Source organism: Erwinia rhapontici, assembly GCF_012271765.1.
Taxonomy (GTDB): domain Bacteria; phylum Pseudomonadota; class Gammaproteobacteria; order Enterobacterales; family Enterobacteriaceae; genus Erwinia; species Erwinia rhapontici.
In genome coordinates this window covers 208,580-231,771 of the sequence record NZ_VRKO01000013.1, presented here as the reverse complement: position 1 = coordinate 231,771, position 23,192 = coordinate 208,580, and the positions used below count along the sequence as shown (strand labels likewise).

At 53.1% G+C, this 23,192-nt stretch carries 24 protein-coding genes; 15 read left to right on the top strand and 9 right to left on the bottom strand.

Annotation, left to right across the window (positions count from 1 at the left end; genetic code table 11):
- Positions 1 to 215: 215 nt before the first annotated feature.
- From FVB43_RS12115 to FVB43_RS12080, 8 genes are all read left to right on the top strand, one after another.
- On the top strand, positions 216 to 794 hold the full coding sequence (locus tag FVB43_RS12115; protein ID WP_133846316.1) for a lipoprotein: 579 nt from the start codon (positions 216 to 218) through the stop codon (positions 792 to 794).
- A gap of 43 nt (positions 795 to 837) precedes the next feature.
- Entirely contained in the window at positions 838 to 2,331 is a 1,494-nt protein-coding gene (gene ampG / locus FVB43_RS12110; protein ID WP_133846315.1) for a muropeptide MFS transporter AmpG, read from the top strand.
- 520 nt (positions 2,332 to 2,851) lie between these two features.
- Positions 2,852 to 3,790 carry a cytochrome o ubiquinol oxidase subunit II gene (cyoA, locus tag FVB43_RS12105; protein WP_133846314.1) on the top strand — a complete coding sequence of 313 codons (939 nt, stop codon included), beginning with the start codon at positions 2,852 to 2,854 and terminating at the stop codon, positions 3,788 to 3,790.
- Between the two features lie 4 nt (positions 3,791 to 3,794).
- The gene (gene cyoB / locus FVB43_RS12100; protein WP_133846313.1) at positions 3,795 to 5,786 is read left to right on the top strand and encodes a cytochrome o ubiquinol oxidase subunit I; all 1,992 of its coding nucleotides are present in this window, start codon (positions 3,795 to 3,797) and stop codon (positions 5,784 to 5,786) included.
- Entirely contained in the window at positions 5,776 to 6,396 is a 621-nt protein-coding gene (locus FVB43_RS12095) for a cytochrome o ubiquinol oxidase subunit III (protein ID WP_133846312.1), read from the top strand. Before cyoB ends, FVB43_RS12095 begins: the two co-directional genes overlap by 11 nt.
- The gene (locus FVB43_RS12090; protein WP_133846311.1) at positions 6,396 to 6,725 is read left to right on the top strand and encodes a cytochrome o ubiquinol oxidase subunit IV; all 330 of its coding nucleotides are present in this window, start codon (positions 6,396 to 6,398) and stop codon (positions 6,723 to 6,725) included. The genes FVB43_RS12095 and FVB43_RS12090 overlap by 1 nt, the downstream gene beginning before the upstream one ends.
- Positions 6,726 to 6,738: 13 nt before the next feature.
- The gene (gene cyoE, locus FVB43_RS12085) at positions 6,739 to 7,626 is read left to right on the top strand and encodes a heme o synthase (RefSeq protein WP_133846310.1); all 888 of its coding nucleotides are present in this window, start codon (positions 6,739 to 6,741) and stop codon (positions 7,624 to 7,626) included.
- A 129-nt stretch (positions 7,627 to 7,755) separates the two neighbouring features.
- Positions 7,756 to 9,123: an MFS transporter gene (locus FVB43_RS12080; RefSeq protein WP_167864063.1), complete on the top strand. Its 1,368-nt coding sequence runs from the start codon at positions 7,756 to 7,758 to the stop codon at positions 9,121 to 9,123.
- Positions 9,124 to 9,257: 134 nt separating this feature from the next.
- On the opposite strand, the gene FVB43_RS12075 is transcribed toward FVB43_RS12080, so the two are convergent.
- A complete protein-coding gene (locus FVB43_RS12075) occupies positions 9,258 to 9,749 on the bottom strand; it encodes a YajQ family cyclic di-GMP-binding protein (protein ID WP_133846308.1) in 492 nt (163 codons plus the stop codon).
- A 127-nt stretch (positions 9,750 to 9,876) separates the two neighbouring features.
- Here FVB43_RS12075 and panE point away from each other — a divergent pair, with 127 nt between their 5' ends.
- Positions 9,877 to 10,797 carry a 2-dehydropantoate 2-reductase gene (gene panE / locus FVB43_RS12070; protein ID WP_133846307.1) on the top strand — a complete coding sequence of 307 codons (921 nt, stop codon included), beginning with the start codon at positions 9,877 to 9,879 and terminating at the stop codon, positions 10,795 to 10,797.
- A complete protein-coding gene (gene yajL / locus FVB43_RS12065; protein ID WP_133846306.1) occupies positions 10,751 to 11,347 on the top strand; it encodes a protein deglycase YajL in 597 nt (198 codons plus the stop codon). Before panE ends, yajL begins: the two co-directional genes overlap by 47 nt.
- A gap of 153 nt (positions 11,348 to 11,500) precedes the next feature.
- Here yajL and thiI read toward each other — a convergent pair whose 3' ends face one another.
- A complete protein-coding gene (gene thiI / locus FVB43_RS12060; protein ID WP_133846304.1) occupies positions 11,501 to 12,949 on the bottom strand; it encodes a tRNA uracil 4-sulfurtransferase ThiI in 1,449 nt (482 codons plus the stop codon).
- A gap of 255 nt (positions 12,950 to 13,204) precedes the next feature.
- On the opposite strand from thiI, the gene xseB reads away from it, so the two are divergent.
- The 4 genes from xseB to FVB43_RS12040 all read left to right on the top strand — a co-directional run bounded on the left by xseB (position 13,205) and on the right by FVB43_RS12040 (position 17,292).
- Positions 13,205 to 13,447 (top strand): exodeoxyribonuclease VII small subunit, encoded by a 243-nt coding sequence (xseB, locus tag FVB43_RS12055; RefSeq protein WP_133846303.1) that lies wholly within the window; start codon positions 13,205 to 13,207, stop codon positions 13,445 to 13,447.
- Positions 13,447 to 14,346, top strand: coding sequence for a (2E,6E)-farnesyl diphosphate synthase (gene ispA / locus FVB43_RS12050; RefSeq protein WP_133846302.1), 900 nt, complete (start codon positions 13,447 to 13,449; stop codon positions 14,344 to 14,346). Before xseB ends, ispA begins: the two co-directional genes overlap by 1 nt.
- A 17-nt stretch (positions 14,347 to 14,363) precedes the next feature.
- Positions 14,364 to 16,229, top strand: a complete 1,866-nt coding sequence (gene dxs / locus FVB43_RS12045; RefSeq protein ID WP_133846301.1) for a 1-deoxy-D-xylulose-5-phosphate synthase — start codon at positions 14,364 to 14,366, stop codon at positions 16,227 to 16,229.
- An 88-nt stretch (positions 16,230 to 16,317) separates the two neighbouring features.
- Positions 16,318 to 17,292, top strand: a complete 975-nt coding sequence (locus tag FVB43_RS12040) for an aldo/keto reductase (protein WP_167864062.1) — start codon at positions 16,318 to 16,320, stop codon at positions 17,290 to 17,292.
- Positions 17,293 to 17,335: 43 nt separating this feature from the next.
- On the opposite strand, the gene pgpA is transcribed toward FVB43_RS12040, so the two are convergent.
- The 6 genes from pgpA to nrdR form a co-directional block, all read right to left on the bottom strand.
- The gene (pgpA, locus tag FVB43_RS12035) at positions 17,336 to 17,842 is read right to left on the bottom strand and encodes a phosphatidylglycerophosphatase A (RefSeq protein ID WP_166653760.1); all 507 of its coding nucleotides are present in this window, start codon (positions 17,840 to 17,842) and stop codon (positions 17,336 to 17,338) included.
- Positions 17,820 to 18,797 (bottom strand): thiamine-phosphate kinase, encoded by a 978-nt coding sequence (gene thiL, locus FVB43_RS12030; protein WP_133846298.1) that lies wholly within the window; start codon positions 18,795 to 18,797, stop codon positions 17,820 to 17,822. Before thiL ends, pgpA begins: the two co-directional genes overlap by 23 nt.
- Before the next feature lie 50 nt (positions 18,798 to 18,847).
- Positions 18,848 to 19,267 (bottom strand): transcription antitermination factor NusB, encoded by a 420-nt coding sequence (gene nusB / locus FVB43_RS12025; protein WP_133846297.1) that lies wholly within the window; start codon positions 19,265 to 19,267, stop codon positions 18,848 to 18,850.
- A 16-nt stretch (positions 19,268 to 19,283) separates the two neighbouring features.
- Positions 19,284 to 19,754 (bottom strand): 6,7-dimethyl-8-ribityllumazine synthase, encoded by a 471-nt coding sequence (gene ribH, locus FVB43_RS12020; protein ID WP_133846296.1) that lies wholly within the window; start codon positions 19,752 to 19,754, stop codon positions 19,284 to 19,286.
- Positions 19,755 to 19,841: 87 nt separating this feature from the next.
- Positions 19,842 to 20,945, bottom strand: coding sequence for a bifunctional diaminohydroxyphosphoribosylaminopyrimidine deaminase/5-amino-6-(5-phosphoribosylamino)uracil reductase RibD (gene ribD / locus FVB43_RS12015; protein WP_133846295.1), 1,104 nt, complete (start codon positions 20,943 to 20,945; stop codon positions 19,842 to 19,844).
- A gap of 4 nt (positions 20,946 to 20,949) precedes the next feature.
- On the bottom strand, positions 20,950 to 21,399 hold the full coding sequence (gene nrdR, locus FVB43_RS12010) for a transcriptional regulator NrdR (protein WP_133846294.1): 450 nt from the start codon (positions 21,397 to 21,399) through the stop codon (positions 20,950 to 20,952).
- 190 nt (positions 21,400 to 21,589) lie between these two features.
- Between nrdR and FVB43_RS12005 the strand changes: the two genes are divergently transcribed.
- The gene (locus tag FVB43_RS12005) at positions 21,590 to 22,156 is read left to right on the top strand and encodes a SadB/YajI family lipoprotein (RefSeq protein ID WP_133846293.1); all 567 of its coding nucleotides are present in this window, start codon (positions 21,590 to 21,592) and stop codon (positions 22,154 to 22,156) included.
- Positions 22,157 to 22,226: 70 nt separating this feature from the next.
- Here FVB43_RS12005 and secF read toward each other — a convergent pair whose 3' ends face one another.
- Positions 22,227 to 23,138: a protein translocase subunit SecF gene (gene secF / locus FVB43_RS12000; RefSeq protein WP_234472242.1), complete on the bottom strand. Its 912-nt coding sequence runs from the start codon at positions 23,136 to 23,138 to the stop codon at positions 22,227 to 22,229.
- Between the last annotated feature and the right edge of the window lie 54 nt (positions 23,139 to 23,192).

The window sequence follows — 23,192 nt, the reverse complement described above, 5'->3', positions numbered from 1 at the left end:
GCACTTTAGCGTTTTTTTCCTGATGGCATTTACTTTTCAATCACCGCCATGCAACACATCGCCTATCACGAGGTCGAATGCCTGAGTCTCATTAAGTCTGAAAATTCCGCAACGCGATGAATTTACGCTCGATCGGGGCTTCCCCTGCCGACAGGCAATGATATGATGACCGCAGTTTTGTCAGCAATACTACTCACGTAATCGAGAAAATAAGCATGTTAAAAAAATTATTTTTCCCTCTGCTGGCCGTGTTAATTCTGGCTGGCTGCGCAGGGAGCAGCAATACGCTCGACATTTCACCAAAAATTCAGCTGCCACAGCGTGATCCAAGCCTGATGGGCATCACTATCAGCATCACGGGTGCCGATCAGCGTAGCGATCAGGCGCTGGCGAAAGTTAACCGCGACGGCCAGCTGATCACCCTGACCCCGTCTCGCGATCTGCGTTTCCTGTTACAGGAAACACTGGAGAAGCAGATGACCGCACGCGGTTATATGGTCGGCCCAAGCGGCGCTGTTGATCTGCAAATCGTGGTGAATGGCCTGTACGCTGACGTTACCCAGGGTAATGTGCGTTACAGCATCACCACTAAAGCGGATATTTCTATCATCGCTACGGCTAAAAATGGCAGTAAGCAGGTGAAAAACTACCGCCAGACCAGCAGTGTTGAAGGTGCGTTCGCCGCAAATAATCAGAAAATCACGAATGTCGTCAACAGCACCCTCGGTGACGTGATTGCCGATATGGCGCAGGACACCAGCGTTAACGACTTCATCAAGCAAAACGCGCGTTAATCCCTCTGGCCCGGCAGGACGCCGGGCCTGATGTAAGGTCCGTATGCCTAACCACTATCTGCACATCTTTACCCGACGCAACTCTGCCCTTCTTTTATTCCTCGGCTTCGCTTCTGGTCTGCCGCTCGCGCTCACATCGGGTACGCTTCAGGCGTGGATGGCCGTTGAGAATATCGATATTAAAACCATCGGATTCTTTTCCCTCGTCGGACAGGCTTACGTCTTTAAGTTCCTCTGGTCACCGCTGATGGACCGTTACACGCCGCCATTTCTTGGGCGCAGACGTGGCTGGTTGTTAGTCACTCAGTTGTTGCTGATCGTCGGGATCGCACTGATGGGCTTTATGCAACCTTCACGCGATTTGACTCTGCTGGCAGCGCTGGCGGTGCTGGTCGCATTTTGTTCGGCCTCTCAGGATATTGTGTTTGATGCCTGGAAGACGGATGTGCTGTCCGCCACTGAGCGCGGTAGCGGTGCGGCAATTAGCGTACTGGGCTATCGGCTGGCAATGCTGGTCTCCGGCGGGCTGGCACTGTGGCTGGCAGATCGTTTTCTCGGCTGGCAGGCGATCTGGTGGCTGATGGCCGCAATGATGCTGCCGGGTGTGATAGCCACCTTACTGGCTAAAGAGCCAGATGCTACCGTTGATCGCCCACAGACACTGGAAGAAGCCGTTATTGCCCCACTGCGCGATTTCTTCAACCGCAATAATGCCTGGCTGATTCTGTCACTGATTGTCCTTTATAAGCTGGGCGATGCTTTTGCTGCCAGCCTGACCACCATTTTTTTGATCCGTGGCGTCGGATTTGATGCAGGTGATGTTGGATTGGTCAACAAAACACTCGGCCTGGTCGCCACCATCATCGGTGCACTGGCAGGCGGTGTGCTGATGCAACGTCTTAACCTGTTTCGCGCCCTGATGCTGTTCGGTATTTTACAAGCGGTGTCCAATCTGGGTTACTGGATCCTGTCAGTCACTGACAAGCACCTTTACAGCATGGCAGCCGCAGTGACCGTGGAAAATCTGTGCGGTGGGATGGGTACTGCTGCCTTCGTGGCGCTATTGATGACGTTGTGTAACCGTTCGTTTTCGGCGACTCAATTTGCCCTGCTCTCTGCGCTCTCAGCGGTGGGTCGCGTCTATGTGGGACCTGTGGCGGGATGGTTTGTTGAGTCCTGGGGCTGGCCGACGTTTTATGCCTTCTCTGTGGTGGCAGCACTGCCCGGACTGCTATTACTGCTCGGATGCCGTTCGACGCTGGAATATGCACAAACTCATCCTGACTTTCTGCCGCGAACCGCCTATCGCTCCGGCTATCGCTGGGCAGTGCGCGGACTGATTGCTGGCTGTGCACTGCTGGCTGTCTGGCTGCTGGTGCTGGCGATGGATGCGCTGGACTGGTTCTCCTACCCCGAGTTGAGTACCCGTCTGTTTGAAGCAGGTATTCTGCTGGTACTGGGCGGGATTGTGACGGGAACACTGCTGGACTTCCTGGCGCTGCGGAAATCCCATGCAAACATCGTAAATCAGCGATAATGTCTTTGCATTCGAGAAATGTTAAGAAAATTATTTAACCAACAATGGGTTAACAATTCGAGTGACTTTTGCCGCACAGGGAGTGCGGCACGCAGGTAACACATCAGAAAAGTTGATGGCTTGACGAGAAATATTATTTTTATCCTTTATTAAGTCGTTTAAAAAAAATCCTGACGAATCTTCCCCCTCATTTTCAGGTATTAAAACCCGGTGCGTAATTAAATTTAGTTAATCAATATCACACAATTGATAATGAGATGTTAAATAAATGGTGCATTAAATGCCTGGTTATAGCAGATACAATTTTTGTACGGTTTTTTCTATTGGATTTTGTTATATTGATGCCAACCCTTTGCCAGCATTCATATTTTGTCACTTACGGCAACATATGTGACAGTCTTTGCAAAAGGTGTCAACACCCCGCTGACACAACCTGTTGCAGGTTTACAGTACTGAAACCTTCCCGTAAAATGCCGCCACACTTAAACGACAATAGAGCCCTTGTCATTGAGGTCGTTAAATGAGACTCAGGAAATACAATAAAAGTTTGGGGATTTTGTCATTAATCGCAAGCATGATTTTGTTAAGTGGTTGTGATAGTGCGTTATTAAATCCCAAAGGACAGATTGCAATGGAGCAACGTTCGCTGATTTTGACGGCCTTCGGCCTGATGATGATCGTCGTGATCCCCGCAGTCTTGATGGCCGTGGTGTTCGCCTGGAAATATCGGGCATCTAACACCAATGCGAAGTACAGCCCAAACTGGTCCCACTCGAACAAAGTGGAAGCCGTAGTATGGACTGTGCCGATCTTGATCATTGTCTTCCTTGGCATTCTGACGTGGAAATCAACCCATGCACTGGAACCAAGCAAGCCACTGGCATCTGACGCGAAACCTGTCGTGATCGAAGTTGTCTCTCTTGACTGGAAATGGATGTTCATTTACCCGGAACAGGGTATTGCCACCGTTAATCAGATTGCTTTCCCGGCTAACCGCCCTGTGAGCTTCAAGATTACCTCGAACACCGTCATGAACTCCTTCTTCATCCCTACCCTCGGTAGCCAGATTTACGCTATGGCGGGCATGCAGACAAGATTGAACTTGATTGCTAATGAAGCCGGCACCTTTGACGGTATTTCCTCGAACTTCAGTGGTCGTGGTTTCTCTGGTATGAAGTTTAAAGCGATTGCTACTCCTGACGAAGCGTCTTTCGAGCAGTGGGTTGCTAAAGCAAAACAGTCACCAGACACCCTCATGACAATGGATGATTTTAATAAGCTGGCTGCGCCTAGCGAAAATCACCCGGTTGAATTCTTCTCAAGTGTGAAACCTGGACTGTTTAAAGACATTATCGGTCAGTTCAAGATGAACCACGGTGGAAGCATGGACATGTCCCACGGCGAAGGCCATGAAGGCATGGATATGAGCAATGCCGCTCACGCGGGAGCCGAGGAATAATACGATGCTTGGAAAATTAACACTGGATGCAGTGCCGTATCATGAACCGATTATCATGGTTACGGTTGCCGCCATTATTCTTGGCGGTCTGGCGCTGGTCGCCGCACTGACTTACTTCGGTAAGTGGAAATATCTGTGGACCGAGTGGCTGACCTCAGTTGACCACAAAAAACTCGGTATCATGTACATCATTCTGGCATTTGTCATGTTGCTACGTGGCTTTGCCGATGCGGTAATGATGCGTACTCAGCAGGTGCTTGCCTCCGCGGGTGAAGCCGGCATTTTGCCACCACACCACTACGATCAGATTTTCACCGCCCACGGCGTGATCATGATCTTCTTCGTAGCGATGCCGTTTGTTGTTGGTCTGATGAACATTGCTGTTCCATTACAGATCGGCGCACGCGATGTGGCCTTCCCGTTCCTCAACAACCTGAGCTTCTGGTTCACCATGGTTGGTGTGGTTCTGGTTAACCTGTCACTGGGTGTGGGCGAATTCGCACAGACCGGCTGGCTGGCATACCCACCACTTTCGGGGGCGGAATACAGTCCGGGGGTCGGTGTTGACTACTGGATATGGAGTCTACAGCTTTCCGGTATCGGTACGACCCTGACAGGTATCAACTTCTTCGTGACCATCATGAAGATGCGTGCACCTGGCATGACCATGTTTAAAATGCCGGTGTTCACCTGGGCTTCCCTGTGCACCAACGTGCTGATCATCGCCGCGTTCCCGGTTCTGACCGTGACCCTGGCTCTGCTGACCCTTGACCGTTATCTTGGTTTCCATTTCTTTACCAATGATATGGGCGGCAACATGATGATGTACGTCAACCTGATTTGGGTTTGGGGTCATCCGGAAGTTTACATCCTTGTGCTGCCGGTCTTCGGTGTGTTCTCGGAAGTTGTTGCTACCTTCTCGAAAAAACGTCTGTTTGGCTATACCTCACTGGTTTGGGCTACGGTAGTTATTACCATCCTGTCCTTTATCGTGTGGCTGCACCACTTCTTCACCATGGGTGCAGGTGCCAACGTTAACGCCTTCTTCGGTATTATGACGATGATCATCGCCATTCCGACCGGTGTTAAAATCTTCAACTGGCTGTTCACCATGTACCAGGGCCGCATTGAAATGCACTCCTGTATGCTGTGGACCGTTGGCTTCCTGGTCACCTTCTCTGTAGGTGGTATGACCGGGGTACTGCTGGCCGTGCCAGGTGCAGACTTCGTGCTGCACAACAGTCTGTTCCTGATTGCCCACTTCCATAACGTGATTATCGGTGGTGTGGTGTTCGGTTGCTTTGCTGGTGTGACTTACTGGTTCCCGAAAGCATTCGGCTTCAAACTGAATGAAACCTGGGGTATCCGCGCGTTCTGGTTCTGGATTATTGGCTTCTTCGTTGCCTTTATGCCGCTGTACGTGCTGGGCTTCATGGGCATGACCCGTCGTATTAGCCAGGACATCGATCCTCAGTTCCACTCAATGTTGGTTATTGCCGCATGTGGTGCTGGTCTGATTGCTTGTGGTGTTATTTGCCAGATCACTCAGTTCTATGTTTCGGTCCGTGACCGTGAGCAGCTGCGTGATGTGACCGGTGACCCGTGGGGCGGACGTACTCTGGAGTGGGCAACCTCTTCACCACCACCGTTCTATAACTTTGCTGTTGTTCCTGAAATTCACGAGCGTGATGCGTTCTGGGAAATGAAGGAAAAAGGCGAAGCCTATAAGCAGCCGGCTCACTATGAAGAAATTCATATGCCGAAAAACAGCGGTGCTGGTGTCGTCATTGGTTTCTTCTGTGCGGTCTTTGGTTTTGCAGCAATCTGGCACATCTGGTGGCTGGTAGGCCTGTCATTCCTGGGCATGATCGTGTCCTGGATCGTCAAGAGCTTTGACGAAGACGTGGATTACTACGTTCCTGTTGCTGAAGTTCAGAAAATCGAAAATCAGCACTTTGACGAAATTAGCAAAGCAGGTCTGAAAAATGTCGACTGAAACTGTGACTAAACACCACGACGCCCATGCGGAGCATGGGCATCATCACCACGATACAGGCGCCAACAAAGTCTTCGGCTTCTGGATCTACCTGATGAGTGACTGCATCATCTTCGCAACGCTGTTTGCGACGTATGGTGTGATGGTTAATAACACTGCGGGCGGCCCGGCAGGCAAAGACATCTTTGAACTGCCCTTCGTCCTGGTGGAAACCGCCCTGCTTCTGTTGAGCTCCATTACCTATGGTATGGCTGTTATCAACATGAACAACAAGCAGAAAGGTGCAGTTATCGGCTGGCTTGCGATGACCTTCCTGTTTGGTCTGGGCTTCATCGGTATGGAAATCTATGAATTCCATCACCTGATTAAAGAAGGCTTCGGTCCGGATCGTAGTGGCTTCCTCTCCGCGTTCTTCACGCTGGTGGGCACCCACGGTCTGCACGTGACTTCAGGCCTGATCTGGATGCTGGTGTTGATGTATCAGATTGCTAAACGTGGTCTGACTGATAGCAACCGCACCCGTATTATGTGTCTGAGCTTGTTCTGGCACTTCCTGGATGTGGTGTGGATCTGCGTATTCACCATTGTTTACCTGATGGGGGTTATGTAATGAGCCATTCAGCAACTGAGCATGGCGCTTCTCATGGTAGCGTGAAGTCTTATATGATCGGCTTTATCCTGTCGATCATTCTGACGGGTATCCCATTCTGGATGGTCATGGACGGCGGCGCTTCTAAAGCGACCATCCTCGCCGTTGTTCTGGTGTGTGCGGTAGTCCAGGTGCTGGTGCACCTGGTCTATTTCCTCCACCTGGACAGCAAGTCTGAGGGCGGCTGGAACCTGATTGCTATCGTGTTTGCAGCACTTATCATCCTGATTGTTGTTGTCGGCTCGCTATGGATTATGTGGAACCTCAACTACAACATGATGAGCCACTAACAGAGCTACTGTGATGATTAAGCAATACCTGCAAGTAACAAAACCAGGAATTATTTTCGGAAATTTAATTTCTGTCATCGGGGGGTTTCTGCTGGCTTCTAAAGGCAGCATTGACTATTCCCTGTTTCTCTTCACCTTAGTCGGCGTCTCGCTGGTGGTTGCATCAGGTTGTGTTTATAACAACTTTATCGACCGTGATATCGACAAAAAAATGGAGAGAACCAAGAATCGGGTGCTGGTTAAAGGCCTTATATCTCCGAAATTAAGCCTGGTTTATGCAACCGTTTTGGGTATTGCTGGCTTCGCAATGCTGTATTTCGGAGCAAATCCGTTGGCCATGTGGCTGGCGGTGATGGGTTTTGTGGTTTATGTCGGCGTTTACAGCCTGTACATGAAGCGCAACTCCGTATACGGCACTCTGATTGGCAGTCTTTCCGGAGCTGCGCCTCCAGTGATTGGCTACTGCGCCGTCACCAACCAGTTTGATGCTGGTGCATTGATTCTGCTGGCTATCTTTAGCCTGTGGCAGATGCCGCATTCTTATGCGATTGCTATCTTCCGCTTTAAAGATTACCAGGCGGCCAATATCCCGGTTCTGCCGGTGGTGAAAGGTATCTCTGTGGCGAAGAACCATATCACGCTGTATATCATCGCGTTTATGGTTGCCACACTGATGCTGACGCTGGTGGGCTATGCCGGGTATAAATACCTGGTTGTGGCAGCTGCGGTCAGCGTCTGGTGGCTGGGTATGGCACTGTCAGGTTACAAAACTCAGAACGATCGTGTCTGGGCGCGTAAGCTGTTTGTGTTCTCGATTGTTGCCATCACCGCGTTAAGCGTGATGATGTCTGTCGACTTCATGACCCCCGCCTCCAAAGACCTGCTGACGTACATCAGGTAACAGTAAGCACATCACTACTAAGGGCGCGATTTCGCGCCCTTTCTTTTTGTTACGACTGAATAAAAAGTAATGTTTTACCCGCCCTCCCCTCACACATAAACTATGTGCATACGACAGACTGAGGTAGTAATGAACGATAATAAAATGACTCCGATCGAGCTGCGCGCGACCTGGGGTTTGGGGACGGTTTTTTCCCTGCGGATGCTGGGAATGTTTATGGTATTACCCGTTCTTACCACTTATGGCATGGCATTACAGGGAGCCAGTGAGGCATTAATTGGATTCGCCATTGGCATCTACGGTTTAGCACAGGCTATATTTCAAATTCCCTTTGGACTTCTATCTGACCGCATTGGCCGTAAACCGCTGATTGTGGGTGGGTTATTGATTTTTGTTTTGGGTAGCGTGATCGCTGCCATGACTACGTCAATCTGGGGGGTTATCCTCGGGCGTGCCTTACAGGGCTCCGGCGCCATTGCTGCTGCGGTAATGGCTCTGCTGTCGGACCTGACGCGTGAACAGAACCGCACCAAAGCGATGGCGTTTATCGGTATCAGCTTCGGCGTTACCTTTGCCATTGCGATGGTACTCGGCCCAGTGATTACTCACGCTTTTGGCCTGCACGCATTGTTCTGGATGATTGCATTGCTGGCTAGCGCTGGGATCGTTATCACCCTTCTGGTGGTGCCATCGACGTCAAACCACATGCTTAATCGTGAGTCCGGCATCGTTAAGGGCAGCATCCGTGATGTATTGACCAACAGCCGCCTGGTGAAGCTGAATATCGGTATTCTGTGCCTGCACGTTCTGCTGATGTCGAGCTTCGTTGCCCTACCCGGGCAATTTGAGCAAGCAGGGCTTCCTCCTGCCGAGCACTGGAAAGTATATCTGGTCACCATGCTGATCGCCTTTGCCAGTGTGCTACCGTTCATTATCTATGCTGAAGTCAAACGCCGTATGAAGCGCGTCTTTGTCGGCTGCGTGGTATTAATGCTGATAGCCGAGGTGGTGCTGTGGGGTGCCGGTAATCATTTCTGGACGTTAGTGATTGGTGTACAGCTGTTCTTTATCGGCTTTAACCTGATGGAAGCGATTCTGCCTTCTCTGGTAAGCAAAGAGTCCCCTCCTGGTTACAGAGGGACAGCGATGGGGCTTTACTCCACCAGCCAGTTCCTCGGTGTGGCGATTGGTGGCAGCATGGGCGGCTGGGTGTATGGTCACATTGACGCACAAAGCGTCTTTCTGATTGGCGCGTTGATAGCCGTCATCTGGTTGCTGGTCAGCCTGAGTATGCAGGAGCCGCCTTACGTCAGTAGCCTGCGCATTACTCTGGAAGCGAGTCATGAAGACAAAGAGGTTCTGGAGCGACGTTTGAAAGCCCAGCCGGGCGTGGCCGCAGTGTTTATCGTGCCGGAAGAGCGCAGTGCTTACGTGAAAATTGACAGCAAGGTGACCAGCCGCGCCGAAATAGAAAAGCTGATTGCCACCGCGGCATAATACGCAAACGGGCGGACCGAAAGAGAAGGCCCGCCCCTTATATCGACAATGATCAGCTAAAAAAGACCCGTTGTGGTCGACCCTTTTTCCGGTCTACCTCTCTGGATAATCGTTTTTCCCGACCGGTCAGATCACTAGTCGCGGAAGTTTTTGAACTGGAACGGCTGCCCCAAATCCGCTTTACGCACTAATGCCATCGCGCCCTGCAAATCGTCACGAGATTTACCGGTTACGCGCAGTTCATCACCCTGGATCTGCGTCTGTACTTTGATTTTGCTGTCTTTGATCTGCTTAACCAGTTTCTTAGCGATGTCGCTTTCGATGCCTTTTTTCATTTTGGCCTCGACGCTCCAGCTCTTACCGCTGTGTACAATCTGCTCAGGAACGTCCAGTGCAGCCCCTTCAATCCCGCGCTTCAACAGCTTTTCACGCAGAATATCCACCAGCTGCTTCACCTGGAAGTCAGACTCACTTAATACTTTGATGGATTCGTTCTTCTCAATCAGCTCAAAGCTGGCTTCTACACCGCGAAAATCGAAACGGGTAGCGATTTCACGGTTAGCAGTATCTACTGCGTTACGCACTTCCTGCATATCAATTTCAGAAACGATATCGAAAGATGGCATGATCTATTCTCCTGATACTAAAGTGACAGGCATAATACCTGCTTGCAGCAGGTAAATAAAACCGCTGGCGCTGAAAGCTATAATAATGAGCAGGACGGTTAACTCAACCCGCACGCGGGGAGGAACAATGAAAATTACCGTACTTGGATGCGGAGCTTTGGGGCAGATCTGGCTGGCTGCACTTGAACAACAGGGACATGACGTTCAGGGCTGGTTGCGGGTTCCGCAGCCTTATTGCTCGGTGAACGTAGTCGGCCTGAATGGCGAGACAGCGAATAAAACATTCATTGCTAATGACCCCACCTTTCTCGCTGACAGCGAATTACTGATTGTCACGCTAAAGGCCTGGCAGGTTTCAGAATCGGTAAAGAATATGCAGTCTGTCCTGCCCGCGCACTGTCCGGTGCTGCTGTTGCATAACGGCATGGGTACGCTGGACGAGTTGAAAGGCCTGCCGCAACCCCTTTTACGAGGTGTCACCACCCATGCCGCCAGACGCGATGGCACTGTCATCGTGCATGTTGCTTCCGGCATTACCCATATTGGCCCCGTCACGACTGCGGGAGCCGACATGAGCGAACTGGCAGAAGTGCTACATCGCGCATTGCCTGACGTTGCCTGGCACAATAACGTTGCCTCCGCCGCCTGGCAAAAACTGGCAGTTAACTGTGTGATCAACCCACTGACTGTCTTCTACGACTGCACAAATGGTGAACTGGCCGAACATCGCCCGGAGATCGAAGCCTTAAGCAATGAGGTTGCCGCCGTCATGGAGCGCGAAGGCCAGCACACCTCACGTGAGTGGTTGATCGACTATGTGCTGGAAGTGATTCGCAGTACGGCGGGTAACACATCGTCTATGTTGCAGGATATTCGCGCACAACGGCGCACCGAAATTGACTACATCAATGGCTATGTTATCCGTCGTGCGCGCGCACAGGGGATCACTACCCCGGAAAATAGCCGTCTTTACGAATTTATTAAGCGAAAGGAACAAGATTATGACCGCGAATCCATCGGTTCTGGTTTGCCTGGCACCTGGGAGTGAAGAGACCGAAGCCGTCACCACCATAGATTTACTGGTGCGTGCCGGGATCAAGGTGGTCACTGCCAGCGTCGCTGACGATGGCAACTGCGAAATCGTCTGTTCGCGCGGCGTCAGACTGCTGGCCGATGCACCGCTGGTGGAAGTGGCCGACGATGACTATGCCGCCATTGTGCTGCCCGGTGGCTTGAAAGGCGCGGAATGCTTCCGCGATAGCCCACTGCTGGTAGAGACCGTACGTCATTTTAATCAGGCGGGAAGAATTGTGGCCGCGATCTGCGCCGCCGCAGGCACCGTGTTGATACCGCACGATCTGTTTCCCGTCGGCAATATGACGGGGTATCCGGGTCTGAAAGAGACCATTCCGGAAGAGAAATGGATGGATCGTCGCGTGGTGTGGGACAGGCGCGTTAATCTGCTGACCAGCCAGGGGCCAGGCACCGCGATTGATTTTGCACTGAAGCTGATCGATTTAGTGGCAGGAAAAGAGAAAGCGCGGGAAGTGGCAGAGCAGATGGTGCTGGCTGCCGGGATTTACGATTACCGCGATTAATTTTTTGTAAGTGTGCGACCGGACACACCAGACGTCGGCGGCGCAGCCAGTTCGCGTCCGGCCAGCGCACAGCCACCGCAGCGTACATCAGTACGTGAGGATGGCGAGCACTGCCCGGACGCGAAATGGCAAGTAAGCCAGGATGGAACAAACTTAAGGACGATACACTTTAACGTTTTTAAAGCCCTGCTCATGCAGGTAGAGTGCCTGCAAGCGGCTCATCACGCCACGTTCACAGTACAGCAACCAGGTTTTACTCTGATCGAGGTCGCCAAACTGCGTCCCCAGTTTATAGAACGGCAACGGTTTCACTTCCACGCCATCCAGCGCCAGCGGTCGTGCATCCTGCTCATCGTTAGAGCGGATATCCAGAATCACATCGTTGTCAGAGAAAGAAGCCACAGTTTCGACTTCAACCACTTCTTCTTCTGTCTTCTCCGCGATCTGGCGAATATCGACGTTGGTCGCTTCATCCACCATACGATCCAAAATACTGAAGTCAAAATTCTGCTCTTCAGCTTCGATCTTCGCTTTAACGGCTTTCACTGTCGGGCTTTTAGAGATCACACCGCAATATTCCGGCATCGTCCGGGCGAAATCTTCCGTTCCGATTTCACGAGCAATCTTGATGATGTGTTCTTTGTCATGTGAGATCAGCGGACGCAGGATCAGCGTATCGCTGGCGTTATCGATCAGACGCAGGTTGGTCAGCGTCTGACTGGATACCTGACCTAAGGCCTCACCCGTTACCAGCGCCTGAACACCGTAGCGCTCTGCGACTTTCGATGCCGCACGAACCATCATACGTTTCAGCACCACGCCCATCTGACCATCATCGACTTTTTCGAGGATCTCGCCTACCACCGGCTCGAAGTTAATCGCGACAAAACGCACGCGGTGCGAGCTGCCGTAACGCTTCCACAGGTAGTGCGCCACCTGGCGAACACCAATTTCATGGGCAGCGCCACCGAGGTTAAAGAAGCAATAATGCACGCGACACCCACGGCGCATCAGCATATAGCTGGACACGCCGGAGTCAAAACCACCGGAAATCAGCGATAACACATCTTCCTGGGTGCCGATTGGATAACCACCGATCCCTTCATAGCGAGCAGTCACCAGAATCAGGCGATCGTCTTCAATTTCCAGATTCACGGTCACTTCAGGCCGGTTAAGCTGGACCTGAGCCGTTGCGACATGCTGATTCAGACCACCGCCGACGTAGCGTTCCACATCTTGCGAGCTGAACTCATGCTTTCCACGGCGTTTCACACGCACGCTGAATGTCTTGCCTTCAATGCGCTCGCGGTTCATTTCCAGAACCTGCTCAAAAATATGATGCACATCGGTGTATGAACGGTCTTCCACCGCCAGCACATGATGAATGCCGGGGATGCGCGTCAGTTCAGCGACAATCGCCGCTCGCTGGTTTTCATCTTTGGCACGGACTTCGATGTTGTCCCAGTGGCGAACCACGGCGAGGGTTTCATCGTAATGTTTGAGAACGTTGCGGATGTTACCGGTGAGGATTTTGATAAAGCGCAGGCGTACAGACTGACTTTTGATCGTAATTTCAGGGAATAACTTAATGATAAACTTCATGGCGGCATGTATTCGTCAGGTAATTAAGTGCTGAAAAGGAGGGCACTTAACTGATAAAATCAGAGTCTTGCAAATTGGCTTACGCCCTTTGCATCCAGGCGCAGTAGTATATCATCTTTGTACAGTGGCTGCTTCTTCATCTGCGGCCCTGATTCCCCTTCCCGGCAACACGAAAAATGCAGGGATATTTTGCTAATCATTTAGAGTCAGCTACCATGAGCGCTCACTGATGAAAATGATAAGTCAGGACCCAAAATGCCGAAAAAAGCCGAACAGCCCGTCAGTTTCGAAACCTCACTGCAACAGCTTGAGCAGATCGTCACCCGCCTCGAAAGCGGTAACCTGCCGCTGGAAGATGCGCTGAATGAATTTGAGCGGGGCGTACAGTTGGCCCGTACCGGGCAACAGACGCTGCAACAGGCTGAACAGCGCGTACAGATTTTACTGAGCGATGACAAGAACGCCGACCTGACGCCTTTCACGCCGGAAAATGACTGATGGATTTCAACGTGTTACTCACCGCGCACTATCAGCGGGTGAATGCCGCACTGCAACGATTTATTGCGCAACTTCCCTTTCAGAGTACTCCTCTGGTGAATGCCATGGAATATGGTGCATTATTGGGGGGTAAGCGGTTGCGCCCATTCCTGGTGTATGCCACGGGTGAAATGCTGCATGCTGACGATGCTGCGCTCGATGCGCCAGCCGCTGCCGTTGAATGTATTCACGCGTATTCCCTGATCCACGACGACCTGCCAGCAATGGATGATGACAGTCTGCGACGTGGCCAGCCCACCTGCCATATTAAGTTTGGCGAAGATTCAGCCATTCTTGCAGGGGATGCGTTACAGACTCTGGCCTTTTCTATCCTTGCCGATACACCGATGCCCGGTGTGGCGGCTGAAGCGCGTATTGCTATGCTGTCGGAGCTGGCTCAGGCCAGTGGTGTGGCAGGCATGTGCGGGGGCCAAGCGCTGGATCTCGCCGCCGAAGGCAAGCAGGTCAATTTACATGAGTTGGAGCAGATTCATCGCCATAAGACGGGCGCGCTGATCCGCTCTGCCGTTCGCCTGGGTGCACTGGCTGCTGGCGAACCCGGGCGTGCAGCACTGCCCGCGCTTGATCGCTATGCTAATGCGATCGGCCTCGCCTTCCAGGTGCAGGATGATATTCTCGATGTTATTGGCGATACTGCCGTACTCGGCAAACGGCAGGGAGCCGATCAGCAATTAGGTAAGAGCACCTACCCGGCACTGATGGGACTTGACAGTGCGCGGGCAAAAGCATGGGATCTCTATCAGGAGTCCCTCAGCGCATTAGAAACGCTTGCCGCACAGTCTTACAACACGGCCCCACTGCGGGCGTTGGCAGGCTTTATAATTGAACGCGATAAATAACTTCAAATGAGTCACTGATGAGTTTTGAACCTGCAAAATACCCGACGCTTGCTCTGGCAAGCACGGTGCAAGAATTACGTTTGCTACCGAAAGAGAGCCTGCCAAAACTCTGTGACGAGCTGCGCCAGTATCTGCTCGACAGCGTCAGCCGCTCCAGCGGTCATTTTGCGTCTGGTCTTGGCGTGGTGGAACTTACTGTGGCACTGCACTATGTCTATAACACGCCGTTCGATCATCTGGTGTGGGATGTGGGCCATCAGGCCTACCCGCATAAGATCCTGACCGGACGACGCGACCGTATCGGTACTATTCGCCAAAAAAATGGCCTGCACCCGTTCCCATGGCGCGATGAAAGTGAGTTCGACGTTCTCAATGTCGGCCACTCATCCACCTCGATCAGTGCCGGGCTGGGAATGGCGGTGGCAGCAGGTAAAGAAGGTAAAGATCGCCGTACCGCCTGTGTTATCGGCGACGGTGCCATCACCGCAGGTATGGCTTTCGAAGCCATGAACCATGCGGGCGATATCAAAGCTGATTTGCTGGTGGTACTGAACGACAACGAAATGTCGATCTCAGAAAACGTCGGCGCGTTAAACAATCGCCTGGCGCAGATCCTCTCCGGGAAAACCTATTCACGCCTGCGTGAAGGGGGCAAAAAGGTGCTGGGCGGTCTGCCACCCATCAAAGAGCTGGTCAAGCGCACGGAAGAACACCTGAAAGGGATGGTGGTGCCAGGCACGTTATTTGAGGAGCTGGGCTTCAATTATATTGGCCCGGTCGATGGTCACGACGTACTGGCGTTGGTGCATACATTGCGTAATATGCGTGCCCTGAAAGGCCCGCAGTTCCTGCATGTGATGACCAAAAAAGGCAAAGGCTACGCTCCGGCAGAGAAAGATCCCATCAGCTGGCATGCCGTACCAAAATTCGACCCGGCCAGTGGCCTGCTACCAAAAAGTGCCGAAGGCCTGCCAAGCTATTCGAAAATTTTTGGCCAGTGGCTGAGTGAAACCGCCGCTGAAGACAGCAAACTGATGGCGGTAACGCCTGCCATGCGTGAAGGCTCCGGTATGGTCAGCTTCTCGCGTGACTATCCACAGCAGTATTTTGACGTGGCGATTGCCGAGCAGCACGCGGTAACCTTTGCCGCCGGGCTGGCGATTGGTGGTTACAAGCCGGTGGTGGCGATTTATTCCACCTTCCTGCAGCGAGCCTACGATCAGCTGATTCATGATGTCGCCATCCAGAAGCTGCCCGTGCTGTTTGCTATCGACCGTGGCGGCATTGTCGGTGCCGATGGCCAGACCCACCAGGGGGCATTTGATATTGCCTTCCTGCGATGCATTCCCAATATGGTCATCATGACCCCAAGCGACGAGAACGAATGTCGCCAGATGCTTTACACCGGCTATCACCACAACAGCGGTCCAAGCGCAGTACGTTACCCGCGTGGTAACGGCACGGGAGCAACCATTGAACCACTGGCGGCTCTGCCTCTGGGCAAAGCTCGTAAGCTGCGTCAGGGTAGCTCACTGGCTATCCTCAACTTCGGGACATTACTGCCAGAAGCGGCGGCAGCGGCGGAAGCCCTGGATGCCACGCTGGTGGATATGCGCTTTGTAAAACCGCTGGATGACGCGTTAATCCTCGAACTGGCGGCCAGCCATGACGCACTGATTACTCTTGAAGAGGGCGCAATCAAAGGCGGTGCTGGTAGCGGCGTCAACGAATTACTGATGGCAAAACGTACGCTGGTGCCGGTGCTGAATATTGGTCTGCCGGATGAATTTATTCCGCAGGGGACTCAGGACGAGGTCCGCACGGATTACCTGTTGGACGCTGCCGGGATCCGTCAGCAAATCGACGCCTGGCTGGCACAGTAACTCGCCCCCTGTGATACAAAATGCTCCTTTTACCGGGAGCTTTTTTTTGCCTGCTATGATTACCACAGGACAAATAGCAGGAGCCAATATGAAAACCCTACAGTTAGCCAATACGGATTTGACCGTTTCCCGCCTTTGCCTGGGCTGCATGACCTATGGTGAACCCGATCGGGGCAAGCACGCCTGGACACTACCCGAAGAGAGCAGCCGCCCGCTGATTAAGCAGGCCCTGGATGCGGGAATCAACTTTTTTGACACTGCCAACAGCTACTCTGACGGCAGCAGCGAAGAGATCGTGGGCCGTGCACTGCGAGATTTTGCCCGCCGTGACGAAGTGGTGGTAGCCACCAAGGTCTATTTCCCAATGAGCAACCTGTCTGGTGGTCTGTCGCGTGCCAATATACTGCAATCCATTGATGACAGTCTGCAACGCCTGGGCATGGAGTACGTCGACCTGCTGCAAATCCACCGCTGGGATTACGACACGCCGCTGGAAGAGACGCTGGAAGCCTTGCACGACGTGGTGAAGGCCGGTAAAGCGCGTTATATCGGGGCCTCCTCCATGCATGCCAGCCAGTTTGCCACGGCACTGAGTACCGCCGATCGCCACGGCTGGACTCGCTTCGTCAGCATGCAGGATCAGTACAACCTGATCCAGCGAGAGGAAGAGCGGGAAATGCACCCCCTGTGCCTGAAAGAGAAGATTGCTGTTCTGCCGTGGAGCCCACTGGCACGTGGCCGCCTGACACGCCCGTGGGGCGAAACGACCGCCCGTTCCGTCTCCGATGAATACGGTCAGACGCTCTACAGCCAGAGCGAGGAAAATGACGGTGAGATCGCCCAGCGCGTGGAGAATATTGCCAAAGATAAAGGCGTGAGTCGTGCGCAAGTTGCTCTGGCCTGGTTGCTGAGCAAACCCGCGGTCACCGCACCGATTATTGGCGCATCGCGCAGCGAACAACTGGAGGATCTGGTGAAAGCGGCAGAGGTGGAATTAAGTCAGGAAGAGATTATTGAACTGGAAAGTGTTTATAAGCCGCATCCGGTGGTGGGATTCGAATAACGGATAACGGCTCGTAGGGGTCGGCATGCCCGACCCGATACATTCACATCAGCCAGTAGTGCGCGGCGGCAAACAAAATTCCGGCGGAGATAACCCCGGCGATAATATCGTCGACCATTATGCCCATGCCGCCGTGGACGTTGCGGTCAAACCAGCGTATAGGCCAGGGTTTCCAGATATCCAGCACTCGAAACACCAGGAAGCCCGCCAGTACCCACTGCCAGCTGTTCACCGGGATCGCCATCAGCGTGATCCACATCCCGATAAACTCATCCCAGACAATGCTGCCATGGTCATGTACGCCCATATCCTTCGCCGTGCGATGGCAAAGATAGACGCCAATGCTGATACCCAGCAACAGCGCCAGGGAATAGAGATCCTGCGGCAGTAAATTGAGCAGATACCAGAAGGGGATGGCCGCCAGTGAACCTGCTGTTCCTGGCATCCACGGGCTCAGGCCACTACCAAAACCGGTCGCCAGCAGATGCCACGGATTACTCATCTTCAGGCGACTTTTCGCCACATCTTTAGCGCGAGCCAAAATGGTCAAATCCTTTCAGGTTCATCTCTACCGGCTTATCACCCTGCAACAGCGTTAGCCCTTCCGATTGCGGAGCAATCTGTCCGATACAGGTAAACGGCACGCCCAGATAGCCCAGCGCCACGTCCAGCGCACCACGGTTAATCTCAGGAACGGTAAAGCACAGCTCATAATCTTCGCCGCCGCTCAGCGCCCAGTGCAACGCCTGCTGAGGTTCAAAATGCTGTTTCAGCACGGTCGACAGCGGTAGTGCATCAAGATTCAGACGTGCCCCACAGTCGCTGGCTTTGAGAATATGGCCCAGATCGGAGATCAGTCCATCGGAGAGGTCGATCGCGGAACTTGCCAGATCGCGCAGCGCCTGCCCCTGAAGGATGCGCGGCATCGGCCGCAGATGGCGTTTGATCAACACTTCATGAGCAGCCGGATCGTTAATCTTGACATGATGCTGCAACAGCTCAAGACCCGCAGCGCTGTCGCCCAGCGTACCGGTCACATAGATCCAGTCACCGACGCGTGCACCACTGCGTTTCAATGCCCTGCCCTGCGGCACCAGACCGTGAATGCCCAGCGTCATACTGAGGGGACCGCGCGTGGTATCACCGCCAATCAATTGCATATCGTAGTAATCGAGCAGTTCAAACAGGCTGTCGCTAAAGTCTTTCAGCCAGTCTTCATTAATGTCTGGTAACGTCAGAGCCAGCGTCAGCCATGCAGGATCGGCGCCCATGGCAGCCAGGTCACTCAGGTTTACGGCAAGCGCTTTGTATCCGAGGTCGGCGGGATGAATATCACGCAGAAAATGCACACCTTCTACCAGTGTGTCAGTGCTAATAGCCAGCGTCTGTTTTTCCGGTACGCTGAGTAATGCGCAGTCGTCACCGATGCCTTTTTCAACATCACGACGGGAACTGGTCACACGGTCAAAATAACGCGCGATCAGTTCAAATTCGCCACAGGCCATAATGCATTCCGGGAGTAAAAAAACAGGCCGTGATTAGCGGCCTTAGAGAATTATTTGCGGTTTGGGCGGATGAACGGGCCAGCTTTATCCAGCACGCCGTTGACAAACTTATGGCTGTCTTCAGCGCCGAACACTTTAGCCAGTTCAATCCCTTCATTAATCGCAACTTTGTAGGGAACGTCTGAACGCTTGCTGAGCTCAAACAGAGAGATACGCAGGATAGCCTTCTCAACCTGCCCCAGCTCTTCCAGCTGACGTGACAGGTAAGGTTGCATCAGGCCGTCGAGGTATGCACTGTTAGTTGCAACGCCGCCGACCAGCTCACGGAAGTAAGTAATATCGACGTCTTTAACGTCCTGTTCCGCCAGAAACTGGTATTCGACATCAGCGATGTCGTTTTTGGAGATTTGCCAAGAGTAAAGTGCCTGAACAGCACATTCACGGGCGCGGCGACGAGCAGCAGGTTTCACGAAATTCCCCTTAAAATCAGGCTTTGATGGCTTTCAATACGTTAATCATTTCCAGAGCGGTCAGGGCTGCTTCAGCACCTTTATTACCCGCTTTGGTACCGGCGCGTTCAATGGCCTGCTCGATGTTTTCGGTGGTCAGTACGCCAAAAGCAACCGGGATATCGCTGTTCATGGCAACGCTGGCCAGGCCAGAGCTGGCCTCACCTGCCACATATTCGAAATGGGCTGTACCACCACGGATTACGGTGCCAAGTGCAACAATCGCATCATGTTTGCCAGCGTTAGCTAGCGCACGTGCAGTCATTGGCAGCTCATAGGCACCTGGAACCCAGACAACGGTGATGTTTTCATCTTTGACCTGACCAATACGCTTCAGGGCATCGATTGCACCGCTCAGCAGGCTGTCGTTGATAAAGTTGTTGAAACGCGCAATAACCAGAGCAACGCGCGCATCAGGGGTAGCAACAGCAGCTTCAATAACGTTCATAATCTTCCTTTCAGGGTTCTGTTTGGCCCCGCAGGGGGGCGGATTCTATCACACTCTTTACCGGTCTGCTTGTTTTTGCGCAAACCGCTATAACGGGGTCAGCGTCAGGCGTAAGTCCGGCCCAACCTGACGAACATCACTAAAGGCAAAGGCAGGCGCATCGGTAAGATGCTCAAGGCCCGGCAGTTGACAAAGGCCGCGCCCATTATCGCCCAGAAGTTTGGGGGCGAGATACACAATCAGCTCATCCACCACACCGGCCTGCAACAATGCACCTGCAAACTGCGCTCCGGCTTCCACCCAAACGCTATTAATGTGTTTTCTTCCCAGCAGCATCATCATCGCCACCAGATCAAGCCGCCCGTTATGACGGGGCACGCTGAATTGAGTGACGTTATCAGGCCACGTCTGTTCATCGCAGTCGGTACGCGCCAGCCAGGTTTCCCCGGATTGTGCAATAAGTTGATGCTGCGGTGTGACGCGATTCTGGCTGTCGACAATAATTCTTACTGGCTGACGCAACAGGTCTGCTGGGTAATCGGCCTGGGTTGCGCTATCCAGCTCGTGGTAGCGCACCGTCAGCGACGGATTATCAGCCAGCACCGTTGCGCTGGTGCTGAGAATGGCAGAACTTTGCGCACGCAGACGCTGAACATCGCGTCGCGCCTGTGGCGACGTGATCCACTGGCTTTCACCACTGGCCAATGCGGTGCGGCCATCCAGCGATGCGCCCAGCTTCAGCTGTACCCAGGGGAATCCGGTACGCATACGCTTCAGGAAACCACGATTAAGCGCTTCCGCTTCCTGCATCATCAGACCGTGGCTGACGTCAATTCCTGCCTGCTGTAAACGGTACAGACCGCGACCCGCCACTTCCGGGTTCGGATCCTGCATTGCCGCCACGACCCGGGTCACACCGGCGCCGATCAACGCATCGCAGCAGGGCGGCGTGCGCCCGTGATGGCTGCACGGCTCCAGCGTGACGTACGCGGTCGCTCCCTGCGCTTTATCACCCGCCATACGTAGCGCATGCACTTCCGCGTGGGGTTCACCGGCACGCAAATGATAGCCTTCACCCACTATCTCGCCGTCGCGCACGATGACACAGCCGACATTCGGGTTGGGGGTTGTAGTAAAACGGCCACGGCTCGCAAGGGATAGCGCACGTGACATAAACACTTCATCACGCATCGCGTCAGTCCTGTAAACGGGCGATTTCTTCGCCAAATTCGCGGATATCTTCAAAGCTGCGGTAGACCGAAGCAAAGCGGATGTAGGCCACTTTATCCAGTTTTTTCAGCTCATCCATCACCAGACTACCGATCAGTTTACTAGCCACTTCACGCTCGCCCGTAGCGCGTAACTGACTTTTGATATGGCTGAGGGCTGTTTCCACCGCGTCTGAATTCACCGGGCGTTTCTCCAGTGCTTTCATCAGACCGCTGCGCAGTTTGTCCTCATTGAAAGGTTCACGCACGTCATTGCTTTTCACTACGCGCGGCATCACCAGTTCCGCGACCTCAAACGTGGTAAAACGCTCATGGCACATCAGACACTGACGACGACGGCGTACCGAGGTGCCCTCCCCGACCAGGCGGGAGTCGATCACTTTCGTATCCACGGCAGAACAGAATGGGCAATACATGACGCGTCCTGATTATCCTTAATAGTGTCAGCTAGTGTACCGCGAACCCGGCGATGTGCCAAAGGTGCGTCAGAAAAACTGTCCTGATTTTATGGGGCTTACGCAACAAAATGCCGTATTTCTTTGCAGGCGATCAAGACCCGTTTGCTCTAAGATAAAGTCATTCGCGTTAATCAGAAGGAAATGAACAATGACAAGCGCTTATCTCAAATTGTCACTGGGATCACTGTTACTGCTGGCGGGCTGTGCCAGTACGCCACCGCAACCGAAACTCAATCAGTTGCATAACGAAGTCGGGAAACTGACCCAGGAAATGCGCCAACTGACCAATCAGGCCGCCGCGCTGGAGCAGCAGGGGAATCTTAACAGCGGGTCGGCACAGGGTGCATGGTTACTGCCAGCGGCGAATACCGGGGTGATACTGAAAAGCCAGGCGGGTGAACTGAAGCTGTCATTGAGTCATGTCCAGGCGGAAGCCAACGGCACGCGCGCCCTTCTACATATACGCGCAACAGGCGATGCGCCGCTACCCGCGTTTACCGCTCAGGTCGAATGGGGTGAGTTGGATAGCACGACCAGCAAGCCACTGACGGTAAACAGTCAGGTGCAACGTATTGAGGTCACCCGCGCGCTGCTGGCGAAAAGTGAAGCCACGGTGCCATTACGTTTAAGCAACCTGCCGCCGGAACAATTGGGATATGTGCGGGTACATGATGTAGTGCTCAGCACTGAGCCGCCAGCGACCAGCACACCATAAAAAAAGGGCCACGCAATGCGTGGCCCTTCCAATCGGCTCCAGGGGGACACCTGTTTTGGTCCGCCCGGGATTAAGGCAGAATCGAAGGCTGATCTGCGCCCTCTTTTTCCACTTTCTGCTGCAGCATATGCTCGCGTTTCATGCCCAGCTTCAGCGCCAGCGCGGAAGAGACATAAATCGACGAGATGGTACCGATAGTGATACCGATCAGCATGGTCAACGAGAAGCCTTTCAGCAACGCGCCACCGAACACAAACAGAATCGCGACCATCGCCAGGGTGGTTACCGAGGTGATAATGGTACGGCTCAGCGTCTGCGTCAGGGAGACGTTGGTGATATCGTAAGACGAACCGCGACGGATCTTGCGGAAGTTCTCACGAATACGGTCCGAGACCACGATTTTATCGTTCAGCGAGTAACCGATAACCGACATCAGTGAGGCGATGATCGTCAGGTCGATTTCAACCTGGAACAGCGCCAAAATGCCGGCGGTTATGATCACGTCATGGGCCAGTGCCAACACAGTACCCAGTGCCAGACGCCACTCAAAACGGAAACCAATGTAGATCAGGATGGCAATCAGCGCAGATAATAGCGCCATACCGCCAGCCTGAGCCAGATCGCTACCCACGCTTGGGCCGACGAACTCAATACGTTTTACCGTTGCCTGCTGCTGGGTTGCCTCGTTGATCGTTGCCAGCACTTTCGCGCCCAGCTCCTGACCGGCATTCCCTTCGCGCGGTGACATACGAACGATCACGTCACGGCTGCTGCCAAAGTTCTGTACCTGCGGCTCATCAAAACCTGATTTTTCCAGGCTGGTGCGCAGCATATCCAGTTCTACGGGTTGCTCGAGGTTAATTTCAATCACCGTACCACCGGTGAAATCCAGACCCCAGTTAAAACCACGCACGCCCATAATGGCAACGGATGCAATCAGCAGCAGTACCGAGATGGCAAACGCCAGCGTGTCCCAGCGCATAAAGTCATAGACTTTACGGCCGTGGTTCAATTGTTCAACACTATGTTCCTGTGA

Excerpts from the sequence above, each read along its gene's own strand:
- nrdR (WP_133846294.1), bottom strand. The coding sequence starts at position 21,399 with ATGTATTGCCCATTCTGTTCTGCCGTGGATACGAAAGTGATCGACTCC.
- thiL (WP_133846298.1), bottom strand. The coding sequence starts at position 18,797 with ATGGCCTGTGGCGAATTTGAACTGATCGCGCGTTATTTTGACCGTGTG.
- ispA (WP_133846302.1), top strand. The coding sequence starts at position 13,447 with ATGGATTTCAACGTGTTACTCACCGCGCACTATCAGCGGGTGAATGCC.
- yajL (WP_133846306.1), top strand. The coding sequence starts at position 10,751 with ATGACCGCGAATCCATCGGTTCTGGTTTGCCTGGCACCTGGGAGTGAA.
- ribD (WP_133846295.1), bottom strand. The coding sequence starts at position 20,945 with ATGCGTGATGAAGTGTTTATGTCACGTGCGCTATCCCTTGCGAGCCGT.
- FVB43_RS12075 (WP_133846308.1), bottom strand. The coding sequence starts at position 9,749 with ATGCCATCTTTCGATATCGTTTCTGAAATTGATATGCAGGAAGTGCGT.
- FVB43_RS12090 (WP_133846311.1), top strand. The coding sequence starts at position 6,396 with ATGAGCCATTCAGCAACTGAGCATGGCGCTTCTCATGGTAGCGTGAAG.
- FVB43_RS12115 (WP_133846316.1), top strand. The coding sequence starts at position 216 with ATGTTAAAAAAATTATTTTTCCCTCTGCTGGCCGTGTTAATTCTGGCT.
- FVB43_RS12080 (WP_167864063.1), top strand. The coding sequence starts at position 7,756 with ATGAACGATAATAAAATGACTCCGATCGAGCTGCGCGCGACCTGGGGT.
- ampG (WP_133846315.1), top strand. The coding sequence starts at position 838 with ATGCCTAACCACTATCTGCACATCTTTACCCGACGCAACTCTGCCCTT.
- FVB43_RS12095 (WP_133846312.1), top strand. The coding sequence starts at position 5,776 with ATGTCGACTGAAACTGTGACTAAACACCACGACGCCCATGCGGAGCAT.
- cyoA (WP_133846314.1), top strand. The coding sequence starts at position 2,852 with ATGAGACTCAGGAAATACAATAAAAGTTTGGGGATTTTGTCATTAATC.
- thiI (WP_133846304.1), bottom strand. The coding sequence starts at position 12,949 with ATGAAGTTTATCATTAAGTTATTCCCTGAAATTACGATCAAAAGTCAG.
- xseB (WP_133846303.1), top strand. The coding sequence starts at position 13,205 with ATGCCGAAAAAAGCCGAACAGCCCGTCAGTTTCGAAACCTCACTGCAA.
- FVB43_RS12040 (WP_167864062.1), top strand. The coding sequence starts at position 16,318 with ATGAAAACCCTACAGTTAGCCAATACGGATTTGACCGTTTCCCGCCTT.
- secF (WP_234472242.1), bottom strand. The coding sequence starts at position 23,138 with ATGCGCTGGGACACGCTGGCGTTTGCCATCTCGGTACTGCTGCTGATT.
- cyoB (WP_133846313.1), top strand. The coding sequence starts at position 3,795 with ATGCTTGGAAAATTAACACTGGATGCAGTGCCGTATCATGAACCGATT.
- dxs (WP_133846301.1), top strand. The coding sequence starts at position 14,364 with ATGAGTTTTGAACCTGCAAAATACCCGACGCTTGCTCTGGCAAGCACG.
- panE (WP_133846307.1), top strand. The coding sequence starts at position 9,877 with ATGAAAATTACCGTACTTGGATGCGGAGCTTTGGGGCAGATCTGGCTG.
- cyoE (WP_133846310.1), top strand. The coding sequence starts at position 6,739 with ATGATTAAGCAATACCTGCAAGTAACAAAACCAGGAATTATTTTCGGA.
- ribH (WP_133846296.1), bottom strand. The coding sequence starts at position 19,754 with ATGAACGTTATTGAAGCTGCTGTTGCTACCCCTGATGCGCGCGTTGCT.
- FVB43_RS12005 (WP_133846293.1), top strand. The coding sequence starts at position 21,590 with ATGACAAGCGCTTATCTCAAATTGTCACTGGGATCACTGTTACTGCTG.